Below are 24,965 nucleotides of genomic sequence, written 5' to 3'. Positions count from 1 at the left end.
ACAATTGCTATCGTCTGAAACGGTGTTCTTAGTTTTATTTGATAATAAAAACCTTACTAATACAATTTTCATAAGTTTGGTTAAAAGGTAAGAAGTAACAAAATGAAAAGAAAAAAGATGATCTCTAAAGACCCAAGGCTTTACGCATTCAGAGATGATCTAGCGGACCAACGCCTTGAAACAGAAGTTATAGCTCAGCGCTTTGTTCAAGGTGAAAAAAGACGTGTTAATACAGCGATTGCTGGACTTTTTAAAGAAAGTAGCAAAAAAAGTGAAAGACAAACAGAATGCTTATTGGGAGAAGAACTTCTCATTTTTGAAGAAGGCGAAACGATGTCGTGGGGGCAATCACTCAAAGATGGTTATGTTGGTTATATTGATACAACAGCCCTTTGTACATCAACTGTAAAACAAACGCATGTAGTTTCAGTACCACGTACATTTAAATATTTACACGCCGACTTACGTGGACCAATAGTGTCTCCGTTATCTATGGGAAGCAAAGTCAGTGTTGTTGATGAAATTGAAGTCCGTGACACAATGTATTCTATTCTTGAAAATGGAACAGCAATTATTACGAGCCATCTCAGCCCCATTGGACGTGTATATGAAGATTATGTCACAGTTGCAGAAACCTTTATCCGTACACCTTATCTTTGGGGTGGTGTCAGCGGTTTTGGAATTGATTGTTCGGGACTCATTCAGCTCTCTATGATGATGACCGATCAAATAGTTTTACGTGACACAGATATGCAGCAAGAAACTATAGGCAGTCCTCTTACAGATACTGATAAACTTCAACGAGGCGATTTAATTTTTTGGAAAGATCATGTTGCTATTATGGTTGATCACGCAAATATTATTCACGCAAATGGTTTTTCTATGGACGTTATGATCGAGCCCTTGGAAGAAGCAATTACCCGTATCGCTAAAAAAAATCAATATCCCATCGCAAAACGCCGTCCAATTCAAGAAACTTAATACATGCCTCCTATAAAAAATAATTAATTGAATATTTTTGTTATATAATAAATTGATTTATAAGGATAATTATCCATTATTCATTCTGTGTCAAGCATTCTAAATATCTTAAAATTCTCTCATTTCAAATCTGTTTTTATGTTGAAGCAATCAAATTTTCTTGCTTGTTCATCACAAACGGAATTGATGTATAAGTAAAAATGATTACGAAAAAAAATATCCCATCTGAATGCTCTCAAATGCCAAGAACTATCGTAACATTGCGACCGGCTTACTCCTTCATAAGCGTAAAGACAGGGCTCTCAATAGATTTTACATTATTTCCATGGGGGCTTTAACGTTATACTATTCACTAGTACCGGCACGAAATGGACTTTGGAGCGTTTCGAGATGCCTCTTTTAAATAAGCTCATGAATATGCAACACAATGCCGTTCTATATTACGTAAAGAACGTACCTCTCTCAATCAAAAGCGACATTTTTTGATCTTTTCTCGTAAAGTTCATATTCATTTAGAAATCTTTATTAATATTCGCCTACCTTTAAATACTGAGAAAACTCTTCAACCGGCTTACTCAATAACATTCTAAAATATCATATAGCAATCATAAATCGTATTACATAATTTGAATCAGAATTCTTGATATTATCATATTTCACTGTTTCAAATACCTTTATTACAAACCAATAGAGAAATAAGCGTATTCTTTTCAAAAAAAAATAGAAATAGAAATTATTACGCAGCTTTATCATTTCTTTTCCATTCAGTTTTATGTTTTTTTAATATAAAAAATAATATATTTCTCTTTTATATACTTACTTAGGTAGCTTTTTTCTTCATCTCTCATACCATAGAATGTATAATACATAATTCCCTGAAGAAGCCTTCTGTTCATGTTTTTCTTTTATATTTAATAATTCATTAACCGTATGTTTTATTTGTTTTAAAATTGTTGTTTAAATTACATACCACTCTTTTATTCGCACGTTATTGAACATTTTTTTGATTGACAAATCGTATAGCATCAAGAAAAATAAAAGGAAATTTATAATTATAAAACAATATGTTATTATATAATCATGTATTACAATGATGATTGAACCTTTGATCATGTAAAATAATCTCTAACAACAAACACAAAGCATTTTTTTAAGAATTTTTTGAAATTTTTTCTATTATCGATATCTCAACAAAATAAATACTCCCGATATCTCTCAGTGCATCCAAACCCATCTCACAATGATACGCGTGGAAAGTATAACATACATTATCTATCATTACTTTATGCTTATGAATCGTGAAAAGACATCATTACACACTTTGGCAATTCTCAATGTTACGATGCCCCTTGACTATTGGAAAGTGTTCTTTCAGCACGTATTTTATTTCTTTCTTAAATAATTTTTATCCACATAACTTTCCCCGCTTGGAATGTGCAAAAGAATGGTCTTGATTAATTTAACATAAAACACATTTGAAATGAAAAAAATTTACGTCTTTAGGCCTTTCCATTCAACATAAAAATTATAAATTATCATTTTAAATCAATATCTTGAATTGTATTTAAACAATATTTCCTACTTATAACACATTAAAGAAGATGATTTTTCAATACCTTAACCAATGGTTTATCAGCATCAGGCATCGGATATTTATCAAGATAACCAATAAAAACCCATTCTAAGTTTTGGCCCTCTCGTCCTTGCGCAACGCCCTCATAATGGTCACAAAGATACAATGGCATCAAGAGATGAAATGTTTTATAGCTATGACTTGCAAATGTTAAAGGGTGTAAATTATTTGGTTGAACATAAATACCAAGCTCTTCCTCTAGTTCACGAATCAATGATTCTTCCGGAGTTTCACCTTGCTCAACCTTGCCACCAGGAAACTCCCATAAACCAGCCAGTGATTTTCCTTCAGGACGCTGTGTAAGCAAAACACGATTATTCTGATCGAACAATGCGCATGCAACAACAAGAAGAATGGAACTTTTTATACACATATCACTCCCCAATAGGGAACATAAAGATAACTGTCTTTTCTATCATATCCCCTCTGTTCCTAAAAGAACTCACATACCCTATTTTCTCTGAAAAATAATAAGCTGTTAAATATAAAGTGCATCCATTAACTTCTGTAATCGCTATTGATCATAACGTACTCTTTTGTTAAATCGCAAGACCAAACCGTCGCCGTGCCCTTACCCAAACCGATATCAACACGAATTGTGATGTGTTTACCTTGCATATAAGTACCTATTGCCTCTTCACAATATTCAGGATCTCGTACGCCATTTACAGCCACACGATGCTCACCAAACCAAATCGTCAATAGATCACGATCGACTTCAACACCAGCCTTCCCAACTGCCATAACGACCCGCCCCCAATTCGCATCTTCACCAGCAATAGCTGTTTTTACAAGCGGTGAATTTGCAATTGATAAAGCAATCGTTTTCGCTGCATTGTTTGTTGTAGCGCCCATCACATTAACCTCAATTAAATGACGAGCACCTTCACCATCGCAAACAATTTGTAGTGCAAGTTCATGTAGAAGTGCACTCAATTGTTTCACAAAAACCCCATAACGCGGATCAGATTTACTTGTAAGACATGGAAAATGTTCTTTTCCTGTCGCAAACAACATAAGCGTATCTGAAGTTGAGGTATCACTATCAACAGTAATTGAATTAAAAGACCCCTCAACTGCCTCTGATAACATAGATTGGAGTGCATCCGAAGAAATAGCAGCATCACTAACCACAAACGATAGCATCGTCGCCATATCGGGTGCAATCATACCAGCACCTTTTGCAATTCCATTAATGGTAACACACTCTCCCCCACAGTCAAAAGTGCGCGTCGCAAGTTTTGGAAATGTGTCCGTTGTCATTATGGCTTTTGCAGCCTCCAACCAATTTCCCTCTTCTGCTGTCTCTACCATACTTGGTAAAAGATTGACAATACCCGATGCATCCATTGGCTCACCAATAACACCCGTAGAGGCTATAAAAATTTCATCTTCTCTAACCTTTAAAGCGTTCGCTGCTGCACAGATGATTGCATTGGTTGTGTGCTTTCCTTTGCTTCCTGTAAAAGCATTTGCATTTCCAGAATTCACAACAACACCCCTCGCAACCCCATGAGGAAGCGATGCACGACAATGCTCTACAGGGGCAGATGGACATTTTGAACGAGTAAAAACACCGGCCACACTCACTGGCTTATCGAATATGATGAAAAGAAGATCTGTACGATCTTTGTATTTAATCCCAGCTTCAGCTGTCGCTATCCGTACACCAGATAAGGGAGAAAGCTTCTGGATCTTTTGAGGCATCAAAGGAGAATTTTTTAAAACCACAATATGCTTTCTATAAAAACAAATGAAATGACTGCAGATCAATAACCTCTCATAGAAAACTGCTAGGCTTTTTGAACAAACCTAACCTAACAAATTATCTATTAAAGAGGCTATCCACTTATTTTTCCTAGCTATTCCGTATCTTCTTCATCAGATGTCTCATCGGGAAGTAGCGTTCCATTTTGATGAAGTGACTCCATGATTTTTGCAACATTAGGATCAGGATATTTCACATCTATCTTGCTACGCAAATCAACAATCAGTTCTTGATAGCGCTTTTTTATAAGCTGTGTACGCAACATCTCTTTAACATCATCAAATGCAGGCGGTTGTTTTACACGACGATCTTCTAATTTAATAATATGCCAACCAAAAGGACTTTCAACGGGTTGTTTAGTGTATTCGCCAATTTTCAAACCAAATGCAGCATCTTCAAAAGGCTTGACCATTTGACCATGGCTAAAATAACCAAGATCACCCCCAACGGCAGCAGAACCATCTGTTGAACTTTTCTTTGCAATCTCTTCAAAATTTTCGCCTTTATTTAAATGCTTAATGATAGCTTCTGCTTCTTTTCTCGTTTTGACCAAAATATGACGCGCTTTAACCTCATCCTCTTTAGGTAAAGCAGCAACTTCTTGCTTATAAAGGGCTTCCAAATCAGTATCCGATATTTTGTCAACAATTGCCTGTTTAAAATAAAGCTGTTGAAGAACATTGTCACGCATGACTGCCATACGCTTATCGTAAGCTTCTGTCTTATCAAGACCTTTGCTTCTTGCTGCTTTTGCAAGTGCCTGCATATCTAAATAAGCTTTTAGAACCATCATACGGCGTTGCTCATCAGGGAAACGTGCTAAATTAGGATTTATTTCAAGCGCTAAATCATCCAATTGGCCTGCTGTAATATTTTTTCCATCAATGACCGCCATAACATGAGAAGGAGAAACGGCTTTTTCAGAAGCTTTCTCCAAAGTCTTTAAATCATTCGACGATGAATTCAAACCTTCTTGGGCTCTCACCCCTAAACTTGTACTTGCCAATAAAGTTGATGCTAAAAAAAGCGTAATAAAGTTAAATTTCATAAATATACTCCTTAAAAATGAAGGCAGGTTCAAGATTCCAATTTTCTTTACCATAACACTTTAATCTTTAAACATAGAGAAATAAATTAGTAATTTATTTTAAAAAAGCATAAAATTGTCCTTTTATCTCAGTCTCTCCAATCCTATCTAATGCAGATGAAAAACATAATAATAGAAAAAAATGACGTATTGTATCTTAAATTACTTTGTATTGTACCAGTTAAATAGCATACCTAAAGTTGACATAAGGCGCTTAGCCTCTTATCTCTACTTTACAATTAAAGTGAAAAATTGCACACCAGAAAGTATAATGGTACCATCTGCATTTCGTGATTTCATGATGTCTCTAATGATATCAAATAACTTGAAGAAAATGTAGAGTATGGGGAGAGCGTATGAATTACTCAACAAGAGTGACAACAATTAAAAGAAAGGGCCAGAGATGGTCAGTTTAGGTGTTTTTGCCCGTAAGTTTTTTGGTTCAGCTCATGAGCGACGTCTCAAAGCACTCCGCCAAAAAGTTGTACAAATTAATGCTTTGGAAGAACAATTTGTAAAATTAAGTGATGAGCAGCTTTGCCAAAAAACAGATGCCTTTCGTAAACGTCTTAGTGAAGGTGAAAGTGTTGATTTGCTCTTACCAGAAGCTTTCGCAACTGTTCGTGAAGCCGCAAAACGTGTTTATGACATGCGTCCTTTTGACGTACAACTTATTGGTGGAATGGTCCTTCACGACTGCGGCATAGCTGAAATGCGTACTGGTGAAGGTAAAACATTAATGGCAACTCTGCCAATTTATCTCAATGCATTAGAAGGTAAAGGCGTTCATGTTGTGACAGTAAACGATTATCTCGCCAGTCGTGATGCTGAAACAATGGGCAAAATTTTTAGTTTTCTAGGGCTTACAACAGGCGTGATTCTTCATGATCTTGATAGTGATGCCCGCCGAGAGGCCTATGCATGCGACATCACCTATGCCACAAATAATGAACTAGGTTTTGATTATTTGCGTGATAATATGGCCTTCGATCATAGTCAAATGGTCCAACGTGGACATCATTACGCAATTGTTGATGAAGTTGATTCGATTCTTATTGATGAAGCCCGTACACCCCTTATTATTTCTGGTCCTCTAGAAGATCGTACTGACTTCTATAACCTTATTGATACATTTATTCCTGCCTTAACTCCAGAAGACTATGAAATAGACGAAAAACAAAAAACAACGACCTTTACCGAAGTTGGTACTGAAAAAATTGAAAAAATGCTCGAACAAGCTGGGCATCTTAAAGGTGAAAGTCTTTATGACATAGAAAATGTCGCTATCGTTCATCATGTCAATAATGCTCTAAAAGCTCATAAACTGTTTGCTCGCGATAAAGATTACATTGTTCGCAATGATGAAATCGTTATCATTGACGAATTTACAGGGCGAATGATGCCTGGGCGGCGTTATTCTGAAGGACTTCATCAAGCGTTAGAAGCTAAAGAGCATGTTGCTATTCAACCAGAAAACCAGACACTTGCTTCCATCACTTTCCAAAATTATTTCCGTATGTATAGAAAATTATCTGGCATGACTGGAACTGCAACAACAGAAGCCGAAGAATTCAGAAATATTTATGGTCTTGACGTTGTTGAAGTCCCTACAAATTTGCCAATACAACGTATTGATGAAGATGATGAGATTTATCGAACAGCAGAAGAGAAATATCGGGCGATTGTGCGTGATATCCGTCAAGCACACGAAAAAGAACAGCCTATTCTTGTTGGAACAACCTCTATTGAGAAGTCAGAACAATTGGCAGAGCGTTTGCGAAAAGAAGGCATTACCGATTTTAGAGTCTTAAATGCTCGCTATCACGAACAAGAAGCATACATCATTGCGCAAGCAGGAGTTCCTAGAGCTCTCACCATCGCAACCAACATGGCAGGACGCGGTACGGATATACAGCTTGGTGGTAACGTTGAAATGCGCATCCGACAAGAGTTACAGGATATCCCCGAAGGTCCAGAGCGGACAGCTAAAATTGAAGAAATAAAAAAAGATGTTCAGAAGCTTAAAGACAAAGCTTTAGCGGCTGGAGGGCTTTACGTTATCGCTACTGAACGTCATGAAAGCCGTCGTATTGATAACCAGCTTCGTGGACGCTCTGGTCGCCAAGGCGATCCGGGTCGCTCAAAATTCTTTCTCTCTCTTCAAGATGATCTTATGCGTATCTTTGGCTCCAACCGTATGGATAGTATGCTGCAAAAACTTGGATTGAAAGAAAATGAAGCTATTATCCATCCATGGATTAATAAAGCCCTTGAAAAAGCACAAAAAAAGGTCGAAGCACGAAACTTTGAAATTCGTAAAAATCTGCTAAAATATGATGATGTCATGAATGATCAACGCAAGGTTATTTTTGAACAGCGTATGGAGGTCATGAACGCAGATGATTTGTCAGAAATGATCCTTGAAATGCGCAATGAAGTCGTAGAGGATCTCGTAGAGGCTTATATCCCATCAGGGACATATTCTGAAAAATGGGATGTAAAAACTCTCGAAGAAGAGCTTCGACAACTCTTTAATCTTGAGCTTCCAGTGGAAGAATGGGCAAAAGAAGATGGAATTGCCGAGGAGCAAATTTTAGAGCGTGTATCAGATGCTGTTACAAAACTTGAAAATGAGCGTACTGAGCGCTATTCCCCAGAAGTTATGGCTTATTTTCACAAAGCAGTATTGCTCGAAACTATTGACACGTTATGGCGTGAACATCTGGTAAGTTTAGACCATTTACGTTCTGTTGTTGGTTTTCGTGGTTATGCGCAGCGAGATCCACTCAATGAATATAAGACAGAATCATTTGAACTCTTTCAAAGTATGTTGAAAAATTTGCGCCGAATTGTCACTTCTAAGCTTATGCGCTTTGAAATCATTCAACAACCAACAGAACCGACCATGCCTGAGCAAACTGATGCTTCTTCTTCTGTCTTTAATGATCAAAGTCAAGAAAATGCTCCCACTTTATGGGCACGATCACAAGAAAATAGATTTGTTAATCCACAAGATCGTGACCCTAACGATATAACGACATGGGGAAAAGTTGGACGTAATGAGCGTTGTCCTTGCGGTTCAGAGAAAAAATACAAACACTGTCATGGAGCCTTTGTTTGAAAAGCAAACTATGAAAATGAATAAAAAGCGAAATTATGAGCAAGAATTGCGCACAGCTGGTTTAAGAGTAACACGTCAACGACGAGTTATTCTTGATATTTTGACTGATACAAATGACCATCCCAATGCATTTGAAATTTTTCAGCGTGCAAACAAAATAGATTCGAATATTTCACTCTCAACTGTTTATCGAACCATGAAAATATTAGAAGGAAATGGAACAATTCATCGCCATAGCTTTAGCGGTGGTCCATCTCGTTTTGAGCAAGCAGATGGGCAACATCATGATCATCTCATTGATATAGAAACAGGACAAGTTATCGAATTTCATTCTGATGTTATTGAAAAGCTGCAAGAGGAAATTGCAAAATCTCTTGGTTATGATATTATTCATCACCGCCTTGAACTTTACGGAAAAAAAAACTCTTAAAAAATTGACCATATATTATGAGATAAAACACCTCAGGCAAATCAAATTTTATAAAAATTTACCTTTAAAATATAATAGTTTTCATTGGCAAAAAAAAAGAATTGCTTTATCACCCCTTTTTGTATGATGCTATACGGTAATTCATTGCCAATATTATAACAAAAAATCATTGCCACAAAATATTATAAAAATTGTATTATGAAAAATTAGGCCAATATTATCATGGTTTCTTTGCCACAAGATCGTATGAGACAGCTTGAAAAGCGCTTTGAAATAATTGAAAGCCAAATGACGACTAATCCAAATGCTGAAACATATGTCAAATTAGCTTCTGAATATGCAGAACTACAACCTGTTATTGCCTCTATACGCGCATTAAATGCTCTTTACAGAGAGATTACAGAATTAGAAACGATTATCAACGATAAACAAACAGATATAGAGATGCGTAATCTTGCCCAAGAAGAGCTACCATCGTTATATAAAAAAGTAGAGCAATTTGAAAAAGAACTCCAGATTTTGCTTTTGCCTAAAGATGTTGCTGATGAAAAAAACGCTATTGTTGAAATTCGAGCAGGAACGGGTGGATCAGAAGCAGCACTTTTTTCCGGTGATCTTTTCCGCATGTATGAACGTTATGCCCATGCTCACAATTGGAAAGTAGAAGTTATTTCACTCAGTGAGGGGGAAGTTGGCGGATATAAAGAGATTATTGCTACCATCTCAGGAAAAGGTGTCTTTTCTAAATTGAAATATGAATCAGGGGTTCATCGTGTGCAACGCATCCCTGAAACAGAGACAGGTGGACGTATCCATACATCTGCTTCTACCGTTGCTGTGCTTCCAGAGGCTGAAGAAATTGATATTGATATTCGTCCTGAGGATATTCGTATTGACACAATGCGTGCATCTGGAGCAGGAGGACAGCATGTTAATACAACAGATTCAGCTGTTCGTATCACGCATATTCCAACAGGAATTATGGTCGTACAAGCAGAAAAATCACAACATCAAAACCGAGCGCGAGCCCTTCAAATTTTACGAGCACGCTTATTCGATATCGAACGACAAAAAGCGGAAAGTGAACGTTCAGCTTCTCGTAAAAGCCAAGTTGGTTCTGGCGATCGTTCAGAACGTATTCGTACCTATAATTTTCCACAAGGACGCGTCACGGATCACCGTATTAATCTAACCTTGTATAAGCTTGATCGCATTCTAGAGGGAGATCTTGATGAGCTTCTTCATGCACTCATCTCAGATTATCAAACAACACAGCTGATGGAAATGGATAATAATTGAGCAAATATTCTTTCAAGAACGTCATCCAACAAACGCGAGAAAAATTGCGTACGAAAGGAATTTTGGAAGCCGATCTCGATGCGAAAATACTTGTTGAATGGATAACAGGAATAAATGCTGCTGAACGAATTTCTAAACCAGATATGCATCTGTCTTCTGAGCATATTATACAAATAGAACAGGCTGTACAACGGCGTATTGCAGGCGAACCCGTCTACCGTATTATAGAGATGAGAGAATTTTATGGCATATCTTTCGCATTGTCTCAAGAGACGTTAGAACCCCGTCAGGATACAGAAACGCTCATCGATCTTGTTCTCCCTTTTCTCAAAAAACAGGTCGAAAATTCGAGAAAAACAACATTCCTTGATATGGGGACAGGAAGTGGTGCCATTGCCATTGCACTCCTTAAACAAATTCCCCAATCCTATGCGGTGGCGGTCGATATTTCTGAAGATGCCCTTAATACAGCGAAAAAAAATGCAAAAAATGCTGAAGTAGAACACCGCTTCACACCTCTTCTTAGCGATTGGTTTGATTCTGTCACAGGTCCCTTTGATTTCATTGTTTCCAATCCACCTTATATTCCCACAAAAGATATCAAAAAACTTGCAAAAGAAGTGCGCTTACATGACCCATTGCGCGCTCTGATAGGAGGGGAAGATGGACTTGATTTTTATCGAAAACTCGCCCATGAAGCAGCCGACTACTTAAAAGAAAACGGCTATGTCGCTGTTGAAATTGGTTTCTCTCAAGAAAATGAAGTCTGTAATTTGTTTGAAAAAAATGGTTTTCAATGTTTAGAAATGCGCAAAGATCTGAGTGGAATACCCCGCGCACTTCTATTTGCATGCAAACATTAAAATTCCCAATCATCATCCGTGGTAGCAACTGCCTTGCCAATGACATAAGAAGAACCTGCCCCTGAAAAAAAGTCATGGTTTTCATCAGAGTTTGGTGATAACGCTGCCAAAATAGCAGGATTAACACGACAAACCTCAGGGGGGAAAAGAGCTTCAAAACCTAAATTCATTAAAGCCTTATTAGCATTATAATGAAGAAAAATTTTAACATCTTCTGTTAATCCAAGCGCATCATAAAGATCTTCAGTATATTTGCATTCGATGTTATAAAGGTCAAAGAGCAGGTTAAAAGCAAAATCTTTAATTTCTTGTCTTTTGGCTTCATCAAGCTTTGCAAAGCCCAATTGGAATTTATAACCTATATAATAACCATGGACTGCTTCATCACGAATGATTAATCGAATGAGATCTGCTGTATTGGTCAACTTAGCGCGACTGGCCCAATACATGGGCAAATAAAAACCAGAATAAAATAAAAAGCTTTCCAGCAAAGTCGAAGCAATTTTTTTCTTCAGTGGATCATTTGCTTCATAACGCTCAAGTACTAATCTAGCCTTTTTCTGCAAATGAATATTTTCTTCTGACCATCTAAACGCATCATCAACTTCTACCGTCGAACAAAGGGTTGAAAAAATAGAGGAATAAGAACGTGCATGAACCGCTTCCATGAAGGCAATATTCGTCAAAACTGCCTCCTCATGCTCTGTTATCGCATCAGCCAGAAGCGAAATGGCTCCTACGGTGTTTTGAATTGTATCTAGAAGCGTTAATCCTGTAAAAACACGAATTGTGAGTTTACGTTCTTCATCCGTTAAGCTTGACCATGAAGGAATATCATTGGAAAGTGGTACCTTCTCAGGTAACCAAAAATTCCCAGTTAAGCGGTTCCATACTTCAAGATCTTTCTCATCATGTAATCTATTCCAATTAACAGCGCACACAACAGGATTTTTGGTTGTAATCTTTGTCATATGATGATCTCCTATAAACTACACGAAACACAGCCATCAACTTCTGTTCCACTTAATGCTACTTGCCGTAATCGTACATAGTAAATACTCTTTATACCCTTTTTCCAGGCATAAATTTGTGCGCGGTTAATATCACGTGTGGTAGCGGTATCAGGAAAAAATAATGTTAATGAAAGACCTTGATCAACATGCTGTGTTGCAGCAGCATAGGTATCTATAATTTTTTCAGGACCAATCTCATAAGCATCTTGGTAAAAATTCAAATTCGTATTATCCATATAAGGAGCGGGATAATAAACCCGCCCAATTTTTCCCTCTTTGCGAATTTCAATTTTTGAAGCAATTGGATGAATAGAAGAAGTAGCATGATTAATATAGGAAATAGATCCCGTAGGTGGAACTGCCTGCAAATTGCGGTTATAAAGCCCATACTCAATAACTAATTTTTTGAGTTCCTGCCAATCCTTTTGATCTGGGATAACAATATTGTTCCGTGCAAAAAGCTCTTGCACAAGCGCAAATTGTGGTTTCCATTCTTTTTCAATATATTTTTCGAAAAAACATCCATCTGCATAAGCTGATTTTTCAAACCCTGCAAACATTTCTTGACGTTCACGTGCAATCAAATTGGAAGCCCGTATAGCGTGATATGTCACAATATAAAAATAGATATTAGTAAAATCAATCGCTTCTGGAGACCCATAATAGATTTGCTCACGTGCTAGAAACCCATGCAAATTCATTTGTCCCAAACCAATCGCATGACTTTCAGCATTGCCTTTCGCAATGGAAGGCACACAGGCAATATTGCTCATATCTGAAACCGCAGTAAGAGCACGAACAGCAGATTCCACGGTCTGTCCGAAATCAGGACTTTCCATTGCTTTGGCAATATTCATGGATCCAAGATTACAAGATATATCACTTCCAATCGTGCGATAAGTTAAATCTGTCTCCAGTTCACTCGCCTCACTCACCTGCAAAATTTCTGAACATAAATTGCTCATACTTATGCGCCCAGCTATCGGATTCGATCGATTAGCAGTATCCTCAAATAAAATATAGGGATAACCCGACTCAAATTGAATTTCCGCTAATGTCTGAAAAAAAACGCGTGCACTTATTTTCTTTTTACGAATTTTTGCATTATCAACAAAAGAACGATAATGCTCCGTTAAAGAAATATCGCTAAAGGGCTTACCTGTCACACGCTCGATATCATAAGACGAGAAGAGGTACATATCCTCATTATTCCGTGCAAGCTCAAAAGTAATATCAGGAATGACGACACCAAGGGAAAGCGTTTTGATTCTAACTTTTTCATCAGCATTTTCACGCTTTGTATCCAAAAACTTCATAATATCTAAATGATGGGCATGCAAATAAACAGCCCCAGCCCCCTGCCGTGCCCCAAGCTGATTGGCGTAAGAAAAAGAATCTTCTAAGAGTTTCATCACCGGTAAGACACCTGAGGACTGATTTTCTATTTGCTTAATTGGTGCCCCAGCTTCCCGCAAATTGGTTAAACAAAGCGCCACACCTCCACCACGTTTTGAAAGCTGCAAAGCCGAATTAACCGCACGACCTATCGATTCCATATTATCTTCAACACGTAGCAAAAAACACGAAACCAATTCACCACGTTGTTTTTTCCCAGCATTTAAAAATGTCGGGGTTGCCGGTTGAAAACGTCCTGTAATAATTTCATCCACAAAATTTTCAGCAAGAGCTTTATTCCCTTGTGCCAAATATAAAGCTACAAGACAGACGCGATCTTCATAACGTTCAAGATAACGTTTCCCATCAAAAGTCTTCAGTGTATAGCTGGTATAATACTTAAATGCGCCTAAAAAGGTAGGAAAACGAAACTTAAATGCATAAGCACGTTTAAAAAGTTTTTTTATAAAAGAAAAATCATAAAGCTCAAATAAAGCTTTTTCATAATAACCTTCTTCTATTAAGTAATCTATTTTTTCCTTCAGGTTATGAAAAAAAACTGTATTTTGATTAACATGCTGAAGGAAATACTGCCGTGCGGCAAGCCGATCCATATCAAATTGAATATGACCATTTTCATCATAAAGATTAAGCATTGCATTCAGCGCATGATAATCAGTAATCTGATCCGGTTTCTGCGATTGTCCTATACCAATTGTTTCCAAAATCTTTCCAATCCCTTTTTTACATAAATAACGTCTTCATCAGTTCCACGCAGCTCAAAACGATAAAGGCAAGGTACACAACATTTTTCAGCAATGATTTTACTTGCTAAATTATAATAGCAACCAAAATTACGATTCCCACCACCAATGACACCACGAATTAATTTTCGATTCTCAGCTTCATTAAGAAAATGGATAACAGCTTTCGGCACTGCCCCTCTTCCCTCACCATCTGCATATGTAGGAACAACCAGTACATAAGGTTCACCAACCAATGCAGAAGGCTTTCTTTTATCAATTTTGAAGAGTCGTTGACCAAGTTGCGAGACAAAATGTTCTGTATTACCCGTTGCACTCGAATAATAAACAATAAGCCCCATTAAGCACAAAGACCACTAATCATATCTGGTCTAAAACCAGACCAATGATTTTCACCACAAACAACGACAGGAACCTGACGATACCCCAGAGATTGAACAAAACTGTATGCTTGTTCATCACAAGAAATATCAACAACACGATAATGAATGCCTTTTGCATCAAAAGCGCGGCGTGTAGCATCACATTGGACACAAGATGGTTTACTATAAATAGTGATCGACATTTTCTTCAACTTTCACAATTCCAAACAATCAACCCTACACGGTTAATCTAATAATTTTATAGGTACTCAAGAATAACAAAAAAACAGAAATTGTACGCAAAACATGTGGTTATTTTCAAATAGTACGCAACTTCCTGAACATAACAAAATTCCTCATCAAATAACGTCAAAGACTATGATGAGAATAAGCGATTATTCTACAACTTAAATGGCAAAGCCCCCTAGTTATAAACAATCTTTTGCTTGGCAAACAATTCCCTCCTGCTGTCTAAAAAACTCACGTTCTAAACTACCGTTTTTCAAGAGCTCTGTTTGCTCTTTTACGGCAAAAATCAATTACAAAAACGAAAGGAAATCCTTCTAAAAGAGATCCTTCAGTAAAAATACTGCTATGCCTTTGGCCAGTAAACTCTTTACAATAATGGAAATAACTTAGATACCAAACGAAACACACTAACACCCTCTCTTGTGCTTATTTAGAATCACCAATCATTTTGATACTATATATAGTATATACTCTCTCTCTTTCGTCAAGGTGAATCCAATTATTATTTTTAATTTTCCACGATCTTCCCACTAAAATTTTCAGTCCTCAAAAACTATGTAATAATATAACATTTTATTGACAAACGTTATATTATTACATAGTTTCCAAACTAATAAGCAACGATGGTAAAGAATATGGATCTGCACTTCAATAAGACAACATTAGGTTATGGGAATAGGGTAGCAATAAAGAACTTTTCAGCAAAGTTAAAAGCTGGTTCATTGGTCGCAATAACAGGTGATAATGGCGCAGGAAAATCAACATTGCTAAAAGCCATCGCCGGATTGCTTAAGCCTCTTAAGGGAAAAATTACAAAACCAAAAAAAAGCCGCATTGCTTATCTTGCTCAGCAATGTGATGTAGATAAAACATTTCCAATTGATGTGAAAACGCTTGTAAAAACAGGACTGTGGTCTTTTTGTGGATTATGGAAAAACCAGCGCCCTTATGATTCTAAGATTCAAAATGCGCTTAAAATGGTTGGACTTACAGAACTCGCACCCCGTTCGCTTGAAACATTATCAGGCGGGCAATTACAACGCGCTCTTTTTGCACGTATCATTGTGCAAGATGCCAATATTATTTTGCTTGATGAACCTTTCAATGGTGTAGATAATAATACCCAAAAAGACCTTCTTGCACTGATCACATACTGGCAACAGCAAGGACGCACAGTTCTCACCGCACTCCATAACCCTCTCATCGTGCAAGAATTTTTCCCCCAAATGATTCAAATTGATCAACAAAACGCCTTTTATGGAGAAACAACACAGTTTTTAAACAACGCCATTCATCACGTTATGCCACTTCTCACATCCAATTCTTTCCCTATTAGCGCACAAAAACAAAATCTTCCCATCAATGATCCTCTCTTTCTTAGGTTATAAGACGTGTATGCATTTTTTCTTGCCCCCTTTGTTGATTTCCAATTTATGCAAAACGCCCTTATCGGTTCTATTTTTCTGTCTATTAGCGCTTGTCCTGTTGGTGTATTTTTAATGCTCCGTGGAATGAGCTTGACAGGAGATGCTATCTCTCATGCCATTCTTCCTGGTGTTGCAACTGCTTTTCTGATTTGTGGCTTTTCCCTCATATCTATGACACTTGGTGGCATCTTCGCTGGTATTATTGTTGCTTTAGCAACCATTTTAATTTCACGAAATAGCTTTCAGAAAGAAGATGCATCCATGACTGTTTTTTATCTTATTGCACTCGCGGCAGGTGTCATTATTATCTCACTAAAAGATTCAACAATTGAGCTGCTTCATCTCTTATTCGGATCGGTTCTTGCACTTGATGCACAAGCCCTCTGGTTAATCACTACTATAATGCTGATTACACTATGCAGTCTTTGTATTTTTTGGCGTGCACTCGTTTTAGAAAGCTTTGACCCCCTCTTTTTTAAATCACTCTCTCCATTGAGTAAATATATTCATATTTCATTGCTTGGACTTGTGGTGTTGAATCTGGTTGGAGGCTTTCAGTCACTAGGAACATTACTTTCCGTTGGCATTATGATGATTCCAGCTATTACAGCCCGTTTTTGGTTTTCACGGCTAGGCCCTATTTGCGCGCTTTCCACTCTTTTTGGAATCATTTCTAGCGTATGTGGTCTCCTGCTTTCTTTTCATCTTTCACTTCCCTCCGGCCCTGCTATCATCATTGCTGCAGGATTTATTTATCTTGTTTCCTGCTTAATAAGTCCACGTGGCTTTATTGTAACATGGTTTCCCCACCTCTTTTATACCTCCTCACTTTAAGGAAAAAAATGTGCCTAAGTTTGCTCAAACAATTGTTTTTCTTGGAGCTTTATTGCTTGCCCTTTCTCCATTTTCTGCTTCTGCACACAATAAAATCAAAGTTGTTGCGAGCTTTTCTATTCTTGCAGATCTCGTAAAAAATGTAGGAGATAACCATATCTCTATGACCACTTTTGTCGGTCCCAATGCGAATACCCACACTTATGAACCTACCCCCCATGATGCTCAAGCTCTTAGAAATGCTCAAATTATTTTCATCAACGGACTTCATTTAGAAGGATTCATTGATCGCCTCATTACAGCAAGCGGTACAAAAGCACTTCTTGTCGAAGTTAGCGCTAACATTCCCTCCCTTAAAATGAAAAATCAAGAACATAATGCCCATCACCACCACAGCGTTATTGATCCACACGCTTGGCAAACAATTCCCAATGTCAAAATCTATGTAAAGAATATCGCTGCTGCTTTTTGTAAAATCGATCCACAATCCTGCACCAGCTACAAAAAAAATGCCGAAACCTACATCAAAAAACTTGAAATAGCACAAGATACCCTGAAAACAAAAATTGCTACTATTCCTAAAGATAAACGTATCATTATCACATCTCATGATGCCTTTGGCTATTTTGCCGAGGAATATGGTTTTACTATCCTTGCCCCTCAAAGTGCTTCAACAGAAGCTGAAGCAACCGCAGCCGATGTTGCTAAACTTATCAAACAAATTAAAGCGAATAAAGCAGCTGCACTATTCGTTGAAAATATCTCTAACCCCCGTCTCATAAAACAGATTGCAAAAGAAACAGGTTTAAAAATTGGTGGGACACTTTATTCTGATGCATTGTCAAACAAAAATGGCCCTGCAGCAACTTATCTCGATATGATGGAACATAATGTGAATACCATCATTGATGCCATCACAAAACATTAAGATCTTCTACAAAAGAGATAAAAAAGAGTTCATAAAATCCTAAGTCTATGATTATGTTACTAATGATACCCAATATCTATAATTGATAACATTGATATGAAATAAAGTTACTTTTAAAGAGAAATTTATACTCAATAAATGCTAAGATAGATAAAGTAAGTGAATTTATTGCCTCATGGTGCCCAGATCGTCAGCGACATCATTCTATTTCCAACGCTTCTTTTACAATAACTCTCAACACTTGAAACGATTCATAAGAAGCATTTTGGGTCTCTTTCTTAAAGTATTTTTATCTACCCAACTCCATTTATAACATGCAAGTAAAATTAATGTATGAATAAAAAAACTTGAAAAAAATACCCCTTATGACGAGTCCAACACAATAATTGTTGCAATGTTGGAAACTGGCAGAGAGTACGATGATGACCCAAGCTTGCATTTTATAAGCATAAAGATGGAGATACACTATGGATTTTATATTATACTACTCATAAACGACTGCGTGAGAAAATAGTTGGAACAACCTTACAAGATATTTTTAAACAAGTGCGTGAATTGGCAACCTAATAGCCTTCTGTTTAGGTGTTCTGTTTTGTATGAGAGATGCAACTCTATTCAAAGAACGTAATAAAAAATGTGTTCGGCAATGCGTAATCTCCATTATGTAAGAGACATTGGCTCAGATATTTTTGAAAATCGCAATACTAAATTAAAAGATGATGCTAGAGATAGAATCTATTTTTTATCTTGATGCTTTCATATTCCCCTAAATTAAGCAGTCCCCTCATTTTAGAAATTACACAAGCAGATAAGCTCATTCTACTCTGGCATACACAACTGAATACAGCACTGAACCGTCTTCATATTTGTCTCAAACATACTGCTATATAAAGTTTAGGTTGATTTATAAGCAACAAAAAAGCACGCGCTTTATAAGAAAGCAATATCATAAAACCATTAATAGACTGGCAATATATTTAAAAAATATACCAGCTTTTATAAAATGCTTTGCAAAACAACAATATAACTGTCTTTGTCCCTGCTGATTCTTATAGGTGTTCGCACCAATCCCTTATGTTATATTCATAAAGATCTGTTTAAGGATGATCTATAGGCAATTTTAAATTCAAAAATATAGAATGATCAATGAAATGTTACAGATGTGTTTCATTTGCTTTTATCATTAAAAATAATGAAAATTGTAAAACAAGCGCGTCTTCTATCTCTCAGTGATTTCTTTTGCAACTGATTGGATACCCTCGCTGAGAATTGCATAGTGATTTACATGAGTAAAAAATAAACTTGCAGTATGCGCACATAGGTTTCTCTCTAATTTATGTTATTGGTAGAAAAAACAAATGCTTCTTATAGGAGCTCTGAAAGCATTTTAGATCATATGGTCAGCGGTAAAATAGAATGTGCCTATTCTCGTACAGACTATTTAGAACAGCGTCGTATTTTGTGGCTCAAATAGACTTCTTATGTTAGGAAACAAAGCTAGGATATGGGGCGCATCCTCCCTTATCTGTGAATTATTGTTTCCCTCTATTTCTCTCATTTACTTTTTATAAGTTACATAAATTATTACATCAAGGAACATATGATAATATATTGTTTTTTATAAAAAAATTATAAATGAGAAAATATGGTTAATAAATGGTTATTTTATATTGATATTTTTTTATAATGAAAATGATTTTATTATGTTTGAGGTTTGAAAATAATATTCTTCTCACAGACCCTGAAAATGCACATTTTGTTCATATAAATGTTTTGACATTCTCAGCGCCATGGGACAATGGATCATTACCAAAACTTTTAAAATTTTATTTTTAATCCCATCGGTTACAATCTGATTTTGTAAATGTAATCGAGAAAATCGAAACGCAACATTATCATGACGCAACATAAAAGAAAGTCGTGTCACATCAATTAATGCTTACTTATTATTTGTGCGCTTTCCAGTGTTTTTGTTAAAAGTATGAAAATTCTGATGAGCGACAGTGAAACTTAGTTTTTGCCCATAGTCGTGTGTCAAGCGTTCTTTTATTTCAATCGTAAAGATGATATTATTCCAACGCGTTAAAACATGGCAACCTGTTCCAATAGGCTTGATAAGCTCAATTTTTGTGTGAAAAACAGGTCCTTTATCTGGATGTTCGCCCAATAAGATTATTTCAGGTCTGAATGCTAAAAGATCAGTTTCTTCGCCGTAAGAAAATGAATGCCCTAAATGTTGTTCTAAGACATGGCGATCAAGAAAATTCATAGGAGGAGAACCAATAAAATCAGCAACAAATGTTGTTGCTGGAGTGTCGTAAATTTCCATTGGTGTTCCAATTTGCTCGATAGCTCCTTTATTCAAAACGACTATTCTATCAGCTAATGTCATAGCTTCTAGTTGATCATGGGTAACATAGAGGCTCGTTGTTCCTAATGAACGCTGTAGTGTTTTTATTTCAATACACATTTGCGCCCGTAATTTTGCATCAAGATTTGAAAGAGGTTCATCAAAGAGAAAAACACGGGGTTGACGTACAATCACACGCCCCATTGCAACACGCTGACGTTGTCCTCCTGATAATTGTCGTGGTTTACGATCAAGAAATGGTTCTATCTCCAAAAGCTTTGCAGCATGTGCGATGCGTTTTTTAATTTCTTCTTTAGGGGTTTTACGATTTTTAAGACCATATTCTAAGTTTCCACGAACTGTCATATGGGGATAAAGAGCATAATTTTGAAAAACCATTGCAATATCACGATCAGCTGGTTCACGATCATTGATACGTTCGTTATCAATACATAATTCACCTGAGGTAACTTGTTCAAGTCCTGCTATAATACGCAATAAGGTTGATTTTCCGCACCCTGAAGGACCGACAAGAACAAGAAGTTCTTTATCGGCAACAGTTAAGTTTAAATCATCAATGACCAGAATGCCGTTGTCATACCGTTTTTTTATATTTGATAACTGGATTATGGCCACAATTACTTCTCCGTTTCAATAAGGCCTTTGATAAAAAGCCGCTGCATGAAGATAACAACAAGAACAGGGGGAACCATAGCAACAACCGATACTGCCATGAGTATATTCCATTGAGGATCATGTTGAAGTGATTCGACAACAAGCTGCTTTAAAATAATAAGAATCGTTTGATGATTTTGATCCGTTGTGATGATAAGAGGCCAGAGATATTGTATCCATCCATAAATGAACATAATGATAAATAAAGCAGCGATATTGCTTTTACTAAGAGGAAGAAGAATATCCTTAAAAAATTTAACTGGACCAGCACCATCAACACGTGCCGCCTCTAAGAGTTCATCTGGAATAGTCAAAAAAAACTGGCGAAATAAAAATGTAGCGGTTGCAGATGCAATAAGTGGAATAATCATTCCACCATAGGTATCGACCATCCCCAATTTCGCAACAACCTCATAGGTTGGAAGAATACGAACTTCGACAGGGAGCATCAATGTAACAAAAATAAGAACAAAAGCAGTTTTTCGGAAGGGAAAACGCATGTAAACAATTGCATAAGCAGACAAAAGTGAAATAATAATTTTTCCAATACTAATCCCAAGAGCCATAATGAGTGAATTCATTAAGAGTGGCCAGAGGTTGGGCAGACCTAGCTGTGCAAGGCCATCACCAAAGATTGTTTTATAATTTTCCAAAGCATATTTCCCAGGTAAGAGAGGAAGTGTTCCTGAGTTGAATGCTGCTGAACTATGGGTTGATGCAATGATAGCAACATAAACTGGAAAGCAAATAATGATAATGCCAACAATGAGAGTAATATGGGTTAGAAATTTCAAAACAGGGCGATTTTCAACCATAATTTACTTCCTAATATTGTACACGGCGCTCAATCCAGCGAAACTGGATAAAGGTTAAGACAATAACCATCAACATCAATATTGTTGATTGTGCTGCGGATGCACCGATTATTTGATTTCTAAAGCCATCATCATATACTTTATAGACGAGGATGCTCGTTGCACGCGCAGGACCTCCAGAAGTTGTATTATCAATAATACCAAAAGTATCAAACATAACATAATTGACATTGACAATAAGAAGGAAAAACGTCGTTGGTGAAATTTGCGGGAAGACCACAGTCCAAAATCGTTTAAAGGGACCAGCACCATCAATGGCGGCTGCTTCTATTTGAGAACGCGGAACAGACTGAAGACCTGTAAGAAAAAAGAGAAAATTATAAGAAATTTGTTTCCAACTAGCCGCAATGACAATAAGAATCATTGCTTGAGTACCATTAATACGATAATTCCATAGCACCCCTATTTTCTCGAGAAGAAAAGGAATAATTCCGATAGTGGGATGAAAGATAAACAGCCATAATATACCTGCCAATACTGGAGCAACAGCATAGGGCCAGAGCAAAAGCATTGTATAAGCCTTTTTTGCACGGATGACACGATCAACACAGACAGCTAAGAGAAGTGATATTGTCATTGAAGCGACAGTAACGGAGATGGAAAATACTGCGGTTGTAAGAAGTGATTGCCGATAAGTAGGATCAGAAAGAACGGTTAGATAATTTTCAAAACCAATAAAGGTTGTTGTAAAACCAAAAGGGTCTTCACGCTCAAAAGATGATTTTATTGCCTGAGCAGCAGGCCAAAAGAAAAACAAAAAAGTCACAAGAAGCTGAGGAAAAAGCAGTCCGTAAGAAAGTAGACTATTTTTAAAATATGCTTGTTTTTCTTGCATTCGTAGGGCTCTTTAAATGTAGAGACTTTAAAAAGGTAAACAAAAAGGACTCAACTGTTTTTGTTGAGTCTTTAATGTTTAACAATAAAACGAAATTAATGATTAGACTTTTCAAATTCACGCAAGAGTTTATTTCCACGTTCAACGGTCTCATCTAAACCATCTTTCGGTGTTTTTGAACCACTAAGAACAGCTTCCAACTCTTGATCAAGAATGGCTCGGATTTGTGGTAAATTACCAAATCTTATCCCCTTCGAGTTAACTGTTGGTGGATTAAGATTAATCTGTTTGATAGCTATATCCGCACCTGGCGTTTTTTCATAGAAATGTTGTTTTTTGCTCAATTCATAAGTCGTTTTTGTGGTTGGAAGATAACCTGTTTCCTGATGCCATTTTGCTTGATTTTCTGTTTTTGAAAGAAACTTAAGAAAAGCAGCTGCCCCTGCATATTCCTTCGGGGTATGGCCCTTAAACGCCCAAATAGAAGCGCCCCCAATAACTGAGTTTTGTGGTGTTCCTTCTGTATCCTTATAGTACGGTAGCATACCAACCCCCACATTAAACTGAGCTTCAGAAACAATTCCAGCATGTGATCCCGAAGATTGCATAAAAATTGCACAATTTTGTGCCATAAACATTGGTGTTGAATCTAATGCACCTGCTGGACCACCATAACGGAAAATACCTTGATCAGACCACTTTTTTAGGTCAGTCCACATACGCACTTGTAAAGGTCCATTAAATGTAAGTTCTGAATCAAGTCCTTTAAAGCCATTTTCCTTCGTTCCAAAAGGAACATTATGCAACGCTGAAAAATTTTCTATACCAATCCATTGAGCGGCATAAGCCATTGTAAAACCACAAGTTGCCGCTTTAGTCTCAAGAATTTTTTTGGAAAAGTCTTCTATATCTTGCCACGTTTTAGGAGGCTGTTCTGGATCAAGCCCGGCTTTTTTAAAGATATCTTTGTTATAATAAAGGATGGGTGTTGAAATATTGAATGGCATAGAGACGATACGTCCCTGTTCATCGGAGTAATAACCACTAATAGCAGGGAAATAATCTTTAGGATCAAATTCTTGTTTTGTATCAGCCATAAGTTGATAAAATGGGTAGATTGCGCCTTTTGCAGCCATCAGAGTTCCAGTACCAACGTCATAAATTTGAGCAAGCACTGGCTGTTTCTTTCCACGAAATGCTGCAATGAGTGAAATCAACCCCTCTTCATATTCGCCGCGAAATGAAGAAATAACTTTATACTCAGATTGACTTGCATTAAAATCGTTAATAAGATTTTCTGTTTGCTTTCCTAATTCACCACTCATAGAATGCCAAAAGCTGATTTTTGTCTGCGCAAAACTTGCTGTTATTCCCGCTGTGGACATTATGATAGCAACCGTGGCCGCTATGGAAAGATAAAAACGACTCATGGTTCACCCTTTCTGAAGTGATGGAATACAAACTACCCCTAAATTTATAGTATTACACACGAACATGCTATGAAAGTTTTATTTCACAGATAATACATTTTCTCATTTAAACAGGAACCACCAAAAGGTCAAATGAATTTGTTTAAATTTATTCATTTTCTTTTATAAGCTTTCTTAATGTATTAACGAGATACGCGTTTGTAACTATCTGAAAAAAGTGAAATGGCTTTAATAAGCAAAGTCAATTGGTGAAAAGATATAGATCATAAATGTCATTCAATGACTATTTTAATATCTGAATTTACTTTTTTAAAAAGAATTGTTTATTCTTTTGTTATTTATTTTATAATCTTCGGCTTATAACTTTAACACGATGTTGCTACTGAATTTAACGAAGAGATAAATAGTATTTTTCTTAAAATTAAGAAAATCGTTTTTAAGCGCTTAATAAGCTCCTTCCCTGTAGCGAGATCACACCCATCACGCAAAACAAAATGACTCTGTATTACCAATTTCCATGCTGTTAAAAAACCTTTTAATACATCTACATTTCATGATAACACCTATAAAATAAGCCATAAAGCCTCTCCACTAAAGTATATAAGACTTTTTGTATACCATCATTTTTACACTTCATAAAAGTGCA

The 24,965-nt window shown here is 36.7% G+C and carries 20 protein-coding genes; 9 read left to right on the top strand and 11 right to left on the bottom strand.

Features of this window, described 5'->3' with window-relative positions; all coding sequences use genetic code 11:
* Nucleotides 1–117 precede the first annotated feature (117 nt).
* Nucleotides 118–981 carry an NlpC/P60 family protein gene (locus tag ACFIKU_RS02915; RefSeq protein ID WP_375641632.1) on the top strand — a complete coding sequence of 288 codons (864 nt, stop codon included), beginning with the start codon at nt 118–120 and terminating at the stop codon, nt 979–981.
* 1,592 nt (nt 982–2,573) lie between these two features.
* On the opposite strand, the gene mutT is transcribed toward ACFIKU_RS02915, so the two are convergent.
* From mutT to ACFIKU_RS02900, 3 genes are all read right to left on the bottom strand, one after another.
* The gene (mutT, locus tag ACFIKU_RS02910) at nt 2,574–2,987 is read right to left on the bottom strand and encodes an 8-oxo-dGTP diphosphatase MutT (RefSeq protein WP_375656629.1); all 414 of its coding nucleotides are present in this window, start codon (nt 2,985–2,987) and stop codon (nt 2,574–2,576) included.
* A gap of 125 nt (nt 2,988–3,112) precedes the next feature.
* On the bottom strand, nt 3,113–4,345 hold the full coding sequence (argJ, locus tag ACFIKU_RS02905) for a bifunctional glutamate N-acetyltransferase/amino-acid acetyltransferase ArgJ (protein WP_375656628.1): 1,233 nt from the start codon (nt 4,343–4,345) through the stop codon (nt 3,113–3,115).
* 131 nt (nt 4,346–4,476) lie between these two features.
* Entirely contained in the window at nt 4,477–5,430 is a 954-nt protein-coding gene (locus ACFIKU_RS02900; protein ID WP_375641635.1) for a peptidylprolyl isomerase, read from the bottom strand.
* A 442-nt stretch (nt 5,431–5,872) separates the two neighbouring features.
* Between ACFIKU_RS02900 and secA the strand changes: the two genes are divergently transcribed.
* The 4 genes from secA to prmC all read left to right on the top strand — a co-directional run bounded on the left by secA (nt 5,873) and on the right by prmC (nt 11,182).
* Complete coding sequence (gene secA / locus ACFIKU_RS02895) at nt 5,873–8,590, top strand: preprotein translocase subunit SecA (RefSeq protein ID WP_375656627.1); 2,718 nt, start codon at nt 5,873–5,875, stop codon at nt 8,588–8,590.
* The gene (locus ACFIKU_RS02890; RefSeq protein WP_375641637.1) at nt 8,529–9,020 is read left to right on the top strand and encodes a Fur family transcriptional regulator; all 492 of its coding nucleotides are present in this window, start codon (nt 8,529–8,531) and stop codon (nt 9,018–9,020) included. Before secA ends, ACFIKU_RS02890 begins: the two co-directional genes overlap by 62 nt.
* A 222-nt stretch (nt 9,021–9,242) precedes the next feature.
* Nucleotides 9,243–10,319 carry a peptide chain release factor 1 gene (gene prfA / locus ACFIKU_RS02885; RefSeq protein ID WP_375656626.1) on the top strand — a complete coding sequence of 359 codons (1,077 nt, stop codon included), beginning with the start codon at nt 9,243–9,245 and terminating at the stop codon, nt 10,317–10,319.
* The gene (prmC, locus tag ACFIKU_RS02880) at nt 10,316–11,182 is read left to right on the top strand and encodes a peptide chain release factor N(5)-glutamine methyltransferase (RefSeq protein WP_375656625.1); all 867 of its coding nucleotides are present in this window, start codon (nt 10,316–10,318) and stop codon (nt 11,180–11,182) included. Before prfA ends, prmC begins: the two co-directional genes overlap by 4 nt.
* Here prmC and nrdF read toward each other — a convergent pair.
* The 4 genes from nrdF to nrdH are packed head-to-tail and all read right to left on the bottom strand — an operon-like array spanning nt 11,179 to nt 14,919.
* Nucleotides 11,179–12,153, bottom strand: a complete 975-nt coding sequence (gene nrdF, locus ACFIKU_RS02875; RefSeq protein WP_273722534.1) for a class 1b ribonucleoside-diphosphate reductase subunit beta — start codon at nt 12,151–12,153, stop codon at nt 11,179–11,181. The two genes, prmC and nrdF, sit on opposite strands and share 4 nt — an antisense overlap.
* Nucleotides 12,154–12,164: 11 nt before the next feature.
* Entirely contained in the window at nt 12,165–14,315 is a 2,151-nt protein-coding gene (nrdE, locus tag ACFIKU_RS02870; protein ID WP_375641640.1) for a class 1b ribonucleoside-diphosphate reductase subunit alpha, read from the bottom strand.
* A complete protein-coding gene (nrdI, locus tag ACFIKU_RS02865) occupies nt 14,297–14,695 on the bottom strand; it encodes a class Ib ribonucleoside-diphosphate reductase assembly flavoprotein NrdI (protein WP_375636005.1) in 399 nt (132 codons plus the stop codon). The genes nrdE and nrdI overlap by 19 nt, the downstream gene beginning before the upstream one ends.
* Nucleotides 14,695–14,919 carry a glutaredoxin-like protein NrdH gene (gene nrdH, locus ACFIKU_RS02860; RefSeq protein WP_005774163.1) on the bottom strand — a complete coding sequence of 75 codons (225 nt, stop codon included), beginning with the start codon at nt 14,917–14,919 and terminating at the stop codon, nt 14,695–14,697. The genes nrdI and nrdH overlap by 1 nt, the downstream gene beginning before the upstream one ends.
* A gap of 681 nt (nt 14,920–15,600) precedes the next feature.
* Here nrdH and ACFIKU_RS02855 point away from each other — a divergent pair.
* The 4 genes from ACFIKU_RS02855 (at nt 15,601) to ACFIKU_RS02840 (ending at nt 19,628) form a co-directional block, all read left to right on the top strand.
* Complete coding sequence (locus ACFIKU_RS02855; protein ID WP_375656624.1) at nt 15,601–16,353, top strand: ABC transporter ATP-binding protein; 753 nt, start codon at nt 15,601–15,603, stop codon at nt 16,351–16,353.
* A 3-nt stretch (nt 16,354–16,356) separates the two neighbouring features.
* On the top strand, nt 16,357–17,226 hold the full coding sequence (locus tag ACFIKU_RS02850; RefSeq protein ID WP_273790610.1) for a metal ABC transporter permease: 870 nt from the start codon (nt 16,357–16,359) through the stop codon (nt 17,224–17,226).
* Between the two features lie 10 nt (nt 17,227–17,236).
* Nucleotides 17,237–18,154: a metal ABC transporter solute-binding protein, Zn/Mn family gene (locus ACFIKU_RS02845; protein WP_375656623.1), complete on the top strand. Its 918-nt coding sequence runs from the start codon at nt 17,237–17,239 to the stop codon at nt 18,152–18,154.
* A 1,336-nt stretch (nt 18,155–19,490) separates the two neighbouring features.
* Nucleotides 19,491–19,628 carry a hypothetical protein gene (locus tag ACFIKU_RS02840; protein ID WP_375641643.1) on the top strand — a complete coding sequence of 46 codons (138 nt, stop codon included), beginning with the start codon at nt 19,491–19,493 and terminating at the stop codon, nt 19,626–19,628.
* A 465-nt stretch (nt 19,629–20,093) separates the two neighbouring features.
* Here ACFIKU_RS02840 and ACFIKU_RS02835 read toward each other — a convergent pair whose 3' ends face one another.
* The 4 genes from ACFIKU_RS02835 to ugpB all read right to left on the bottom strand — a co-directional run bounded on the left by ACFIKU_RS02835 (nt 20,094) and on the right by ugpB (nt 24,319).
* A complete protein-coding gene (locus ACFIKU_RS02835) occupies nt 20,094–21,140 on the bottom strand; it encodes a sn-glycerol-3-phosphate import ATP-binding protein UgpC (RefSeq protein ID WP_375656622.1) in 1,047 nt (348 codons plus the stop codon).
* A gap of 2 nt (nt 21,141–21,142) precedes the next feature.
* Nucleotides 21,143–21,994 (bottom strand): sn-glycerol-3-phosphate ABC transporter permease UgpE, encoded by an 852-nt coding sequence (gene ugpE, locus ACFIKU_RS02830; protein WP_273722527.1) that lies wholly within the window; start codon nt 21,992–21,994, stop codon nt 21,143–21,145.
* A gap of 10 nt (nt 21,995–22,004) precedes the next feature.
* A complete protein-coding gene (gene ugpA, locus ACFIKU_RS02825) occupies nt 22,005–22,889 on the bottom strand; it encodes a sn-glycerol-3-phosphate ABC transporter permease UgpA (protein WP_273790614.1) in 885 nt (294 codons plus the stop codon).
* 95 nt (nt 22,890–22,984) lie between these two features.
* Nucleotides 22,985–24,319 carry a sn-glycerol-3-phosphate ABC transporter substrate-binding protein UgpB gene (ugpB, locus tag ACFIKU_RS02820; protein WP_375656621.1) on the bottom strand — a complete coding sequence of 445 codons (1,335 nt, stop codon included), beginning with the start codon at nt 24,317–24,319 and terminating at the stop codon, nt 22,985–22,987.
* Nucleotides 24,320–24,965 lie beyond the last annotated feature (646 nt).

The sequence above is a fragment of the Bartonella sp. CM120XJJH genome (assembly GCF_042194715.1).
In the GTDB taxonomy this organism is placed as follows: Bacteria; Pseudomonadota; Alphaproteobacteria; order Rhizobiales; family Rhizobiaceae; genus Bartonella.
The sequence above is the reverse complement of the archived record's forward strand: the minus strand, read 5'-3'. Positions and strand labels throughout refer to the sequence as shown.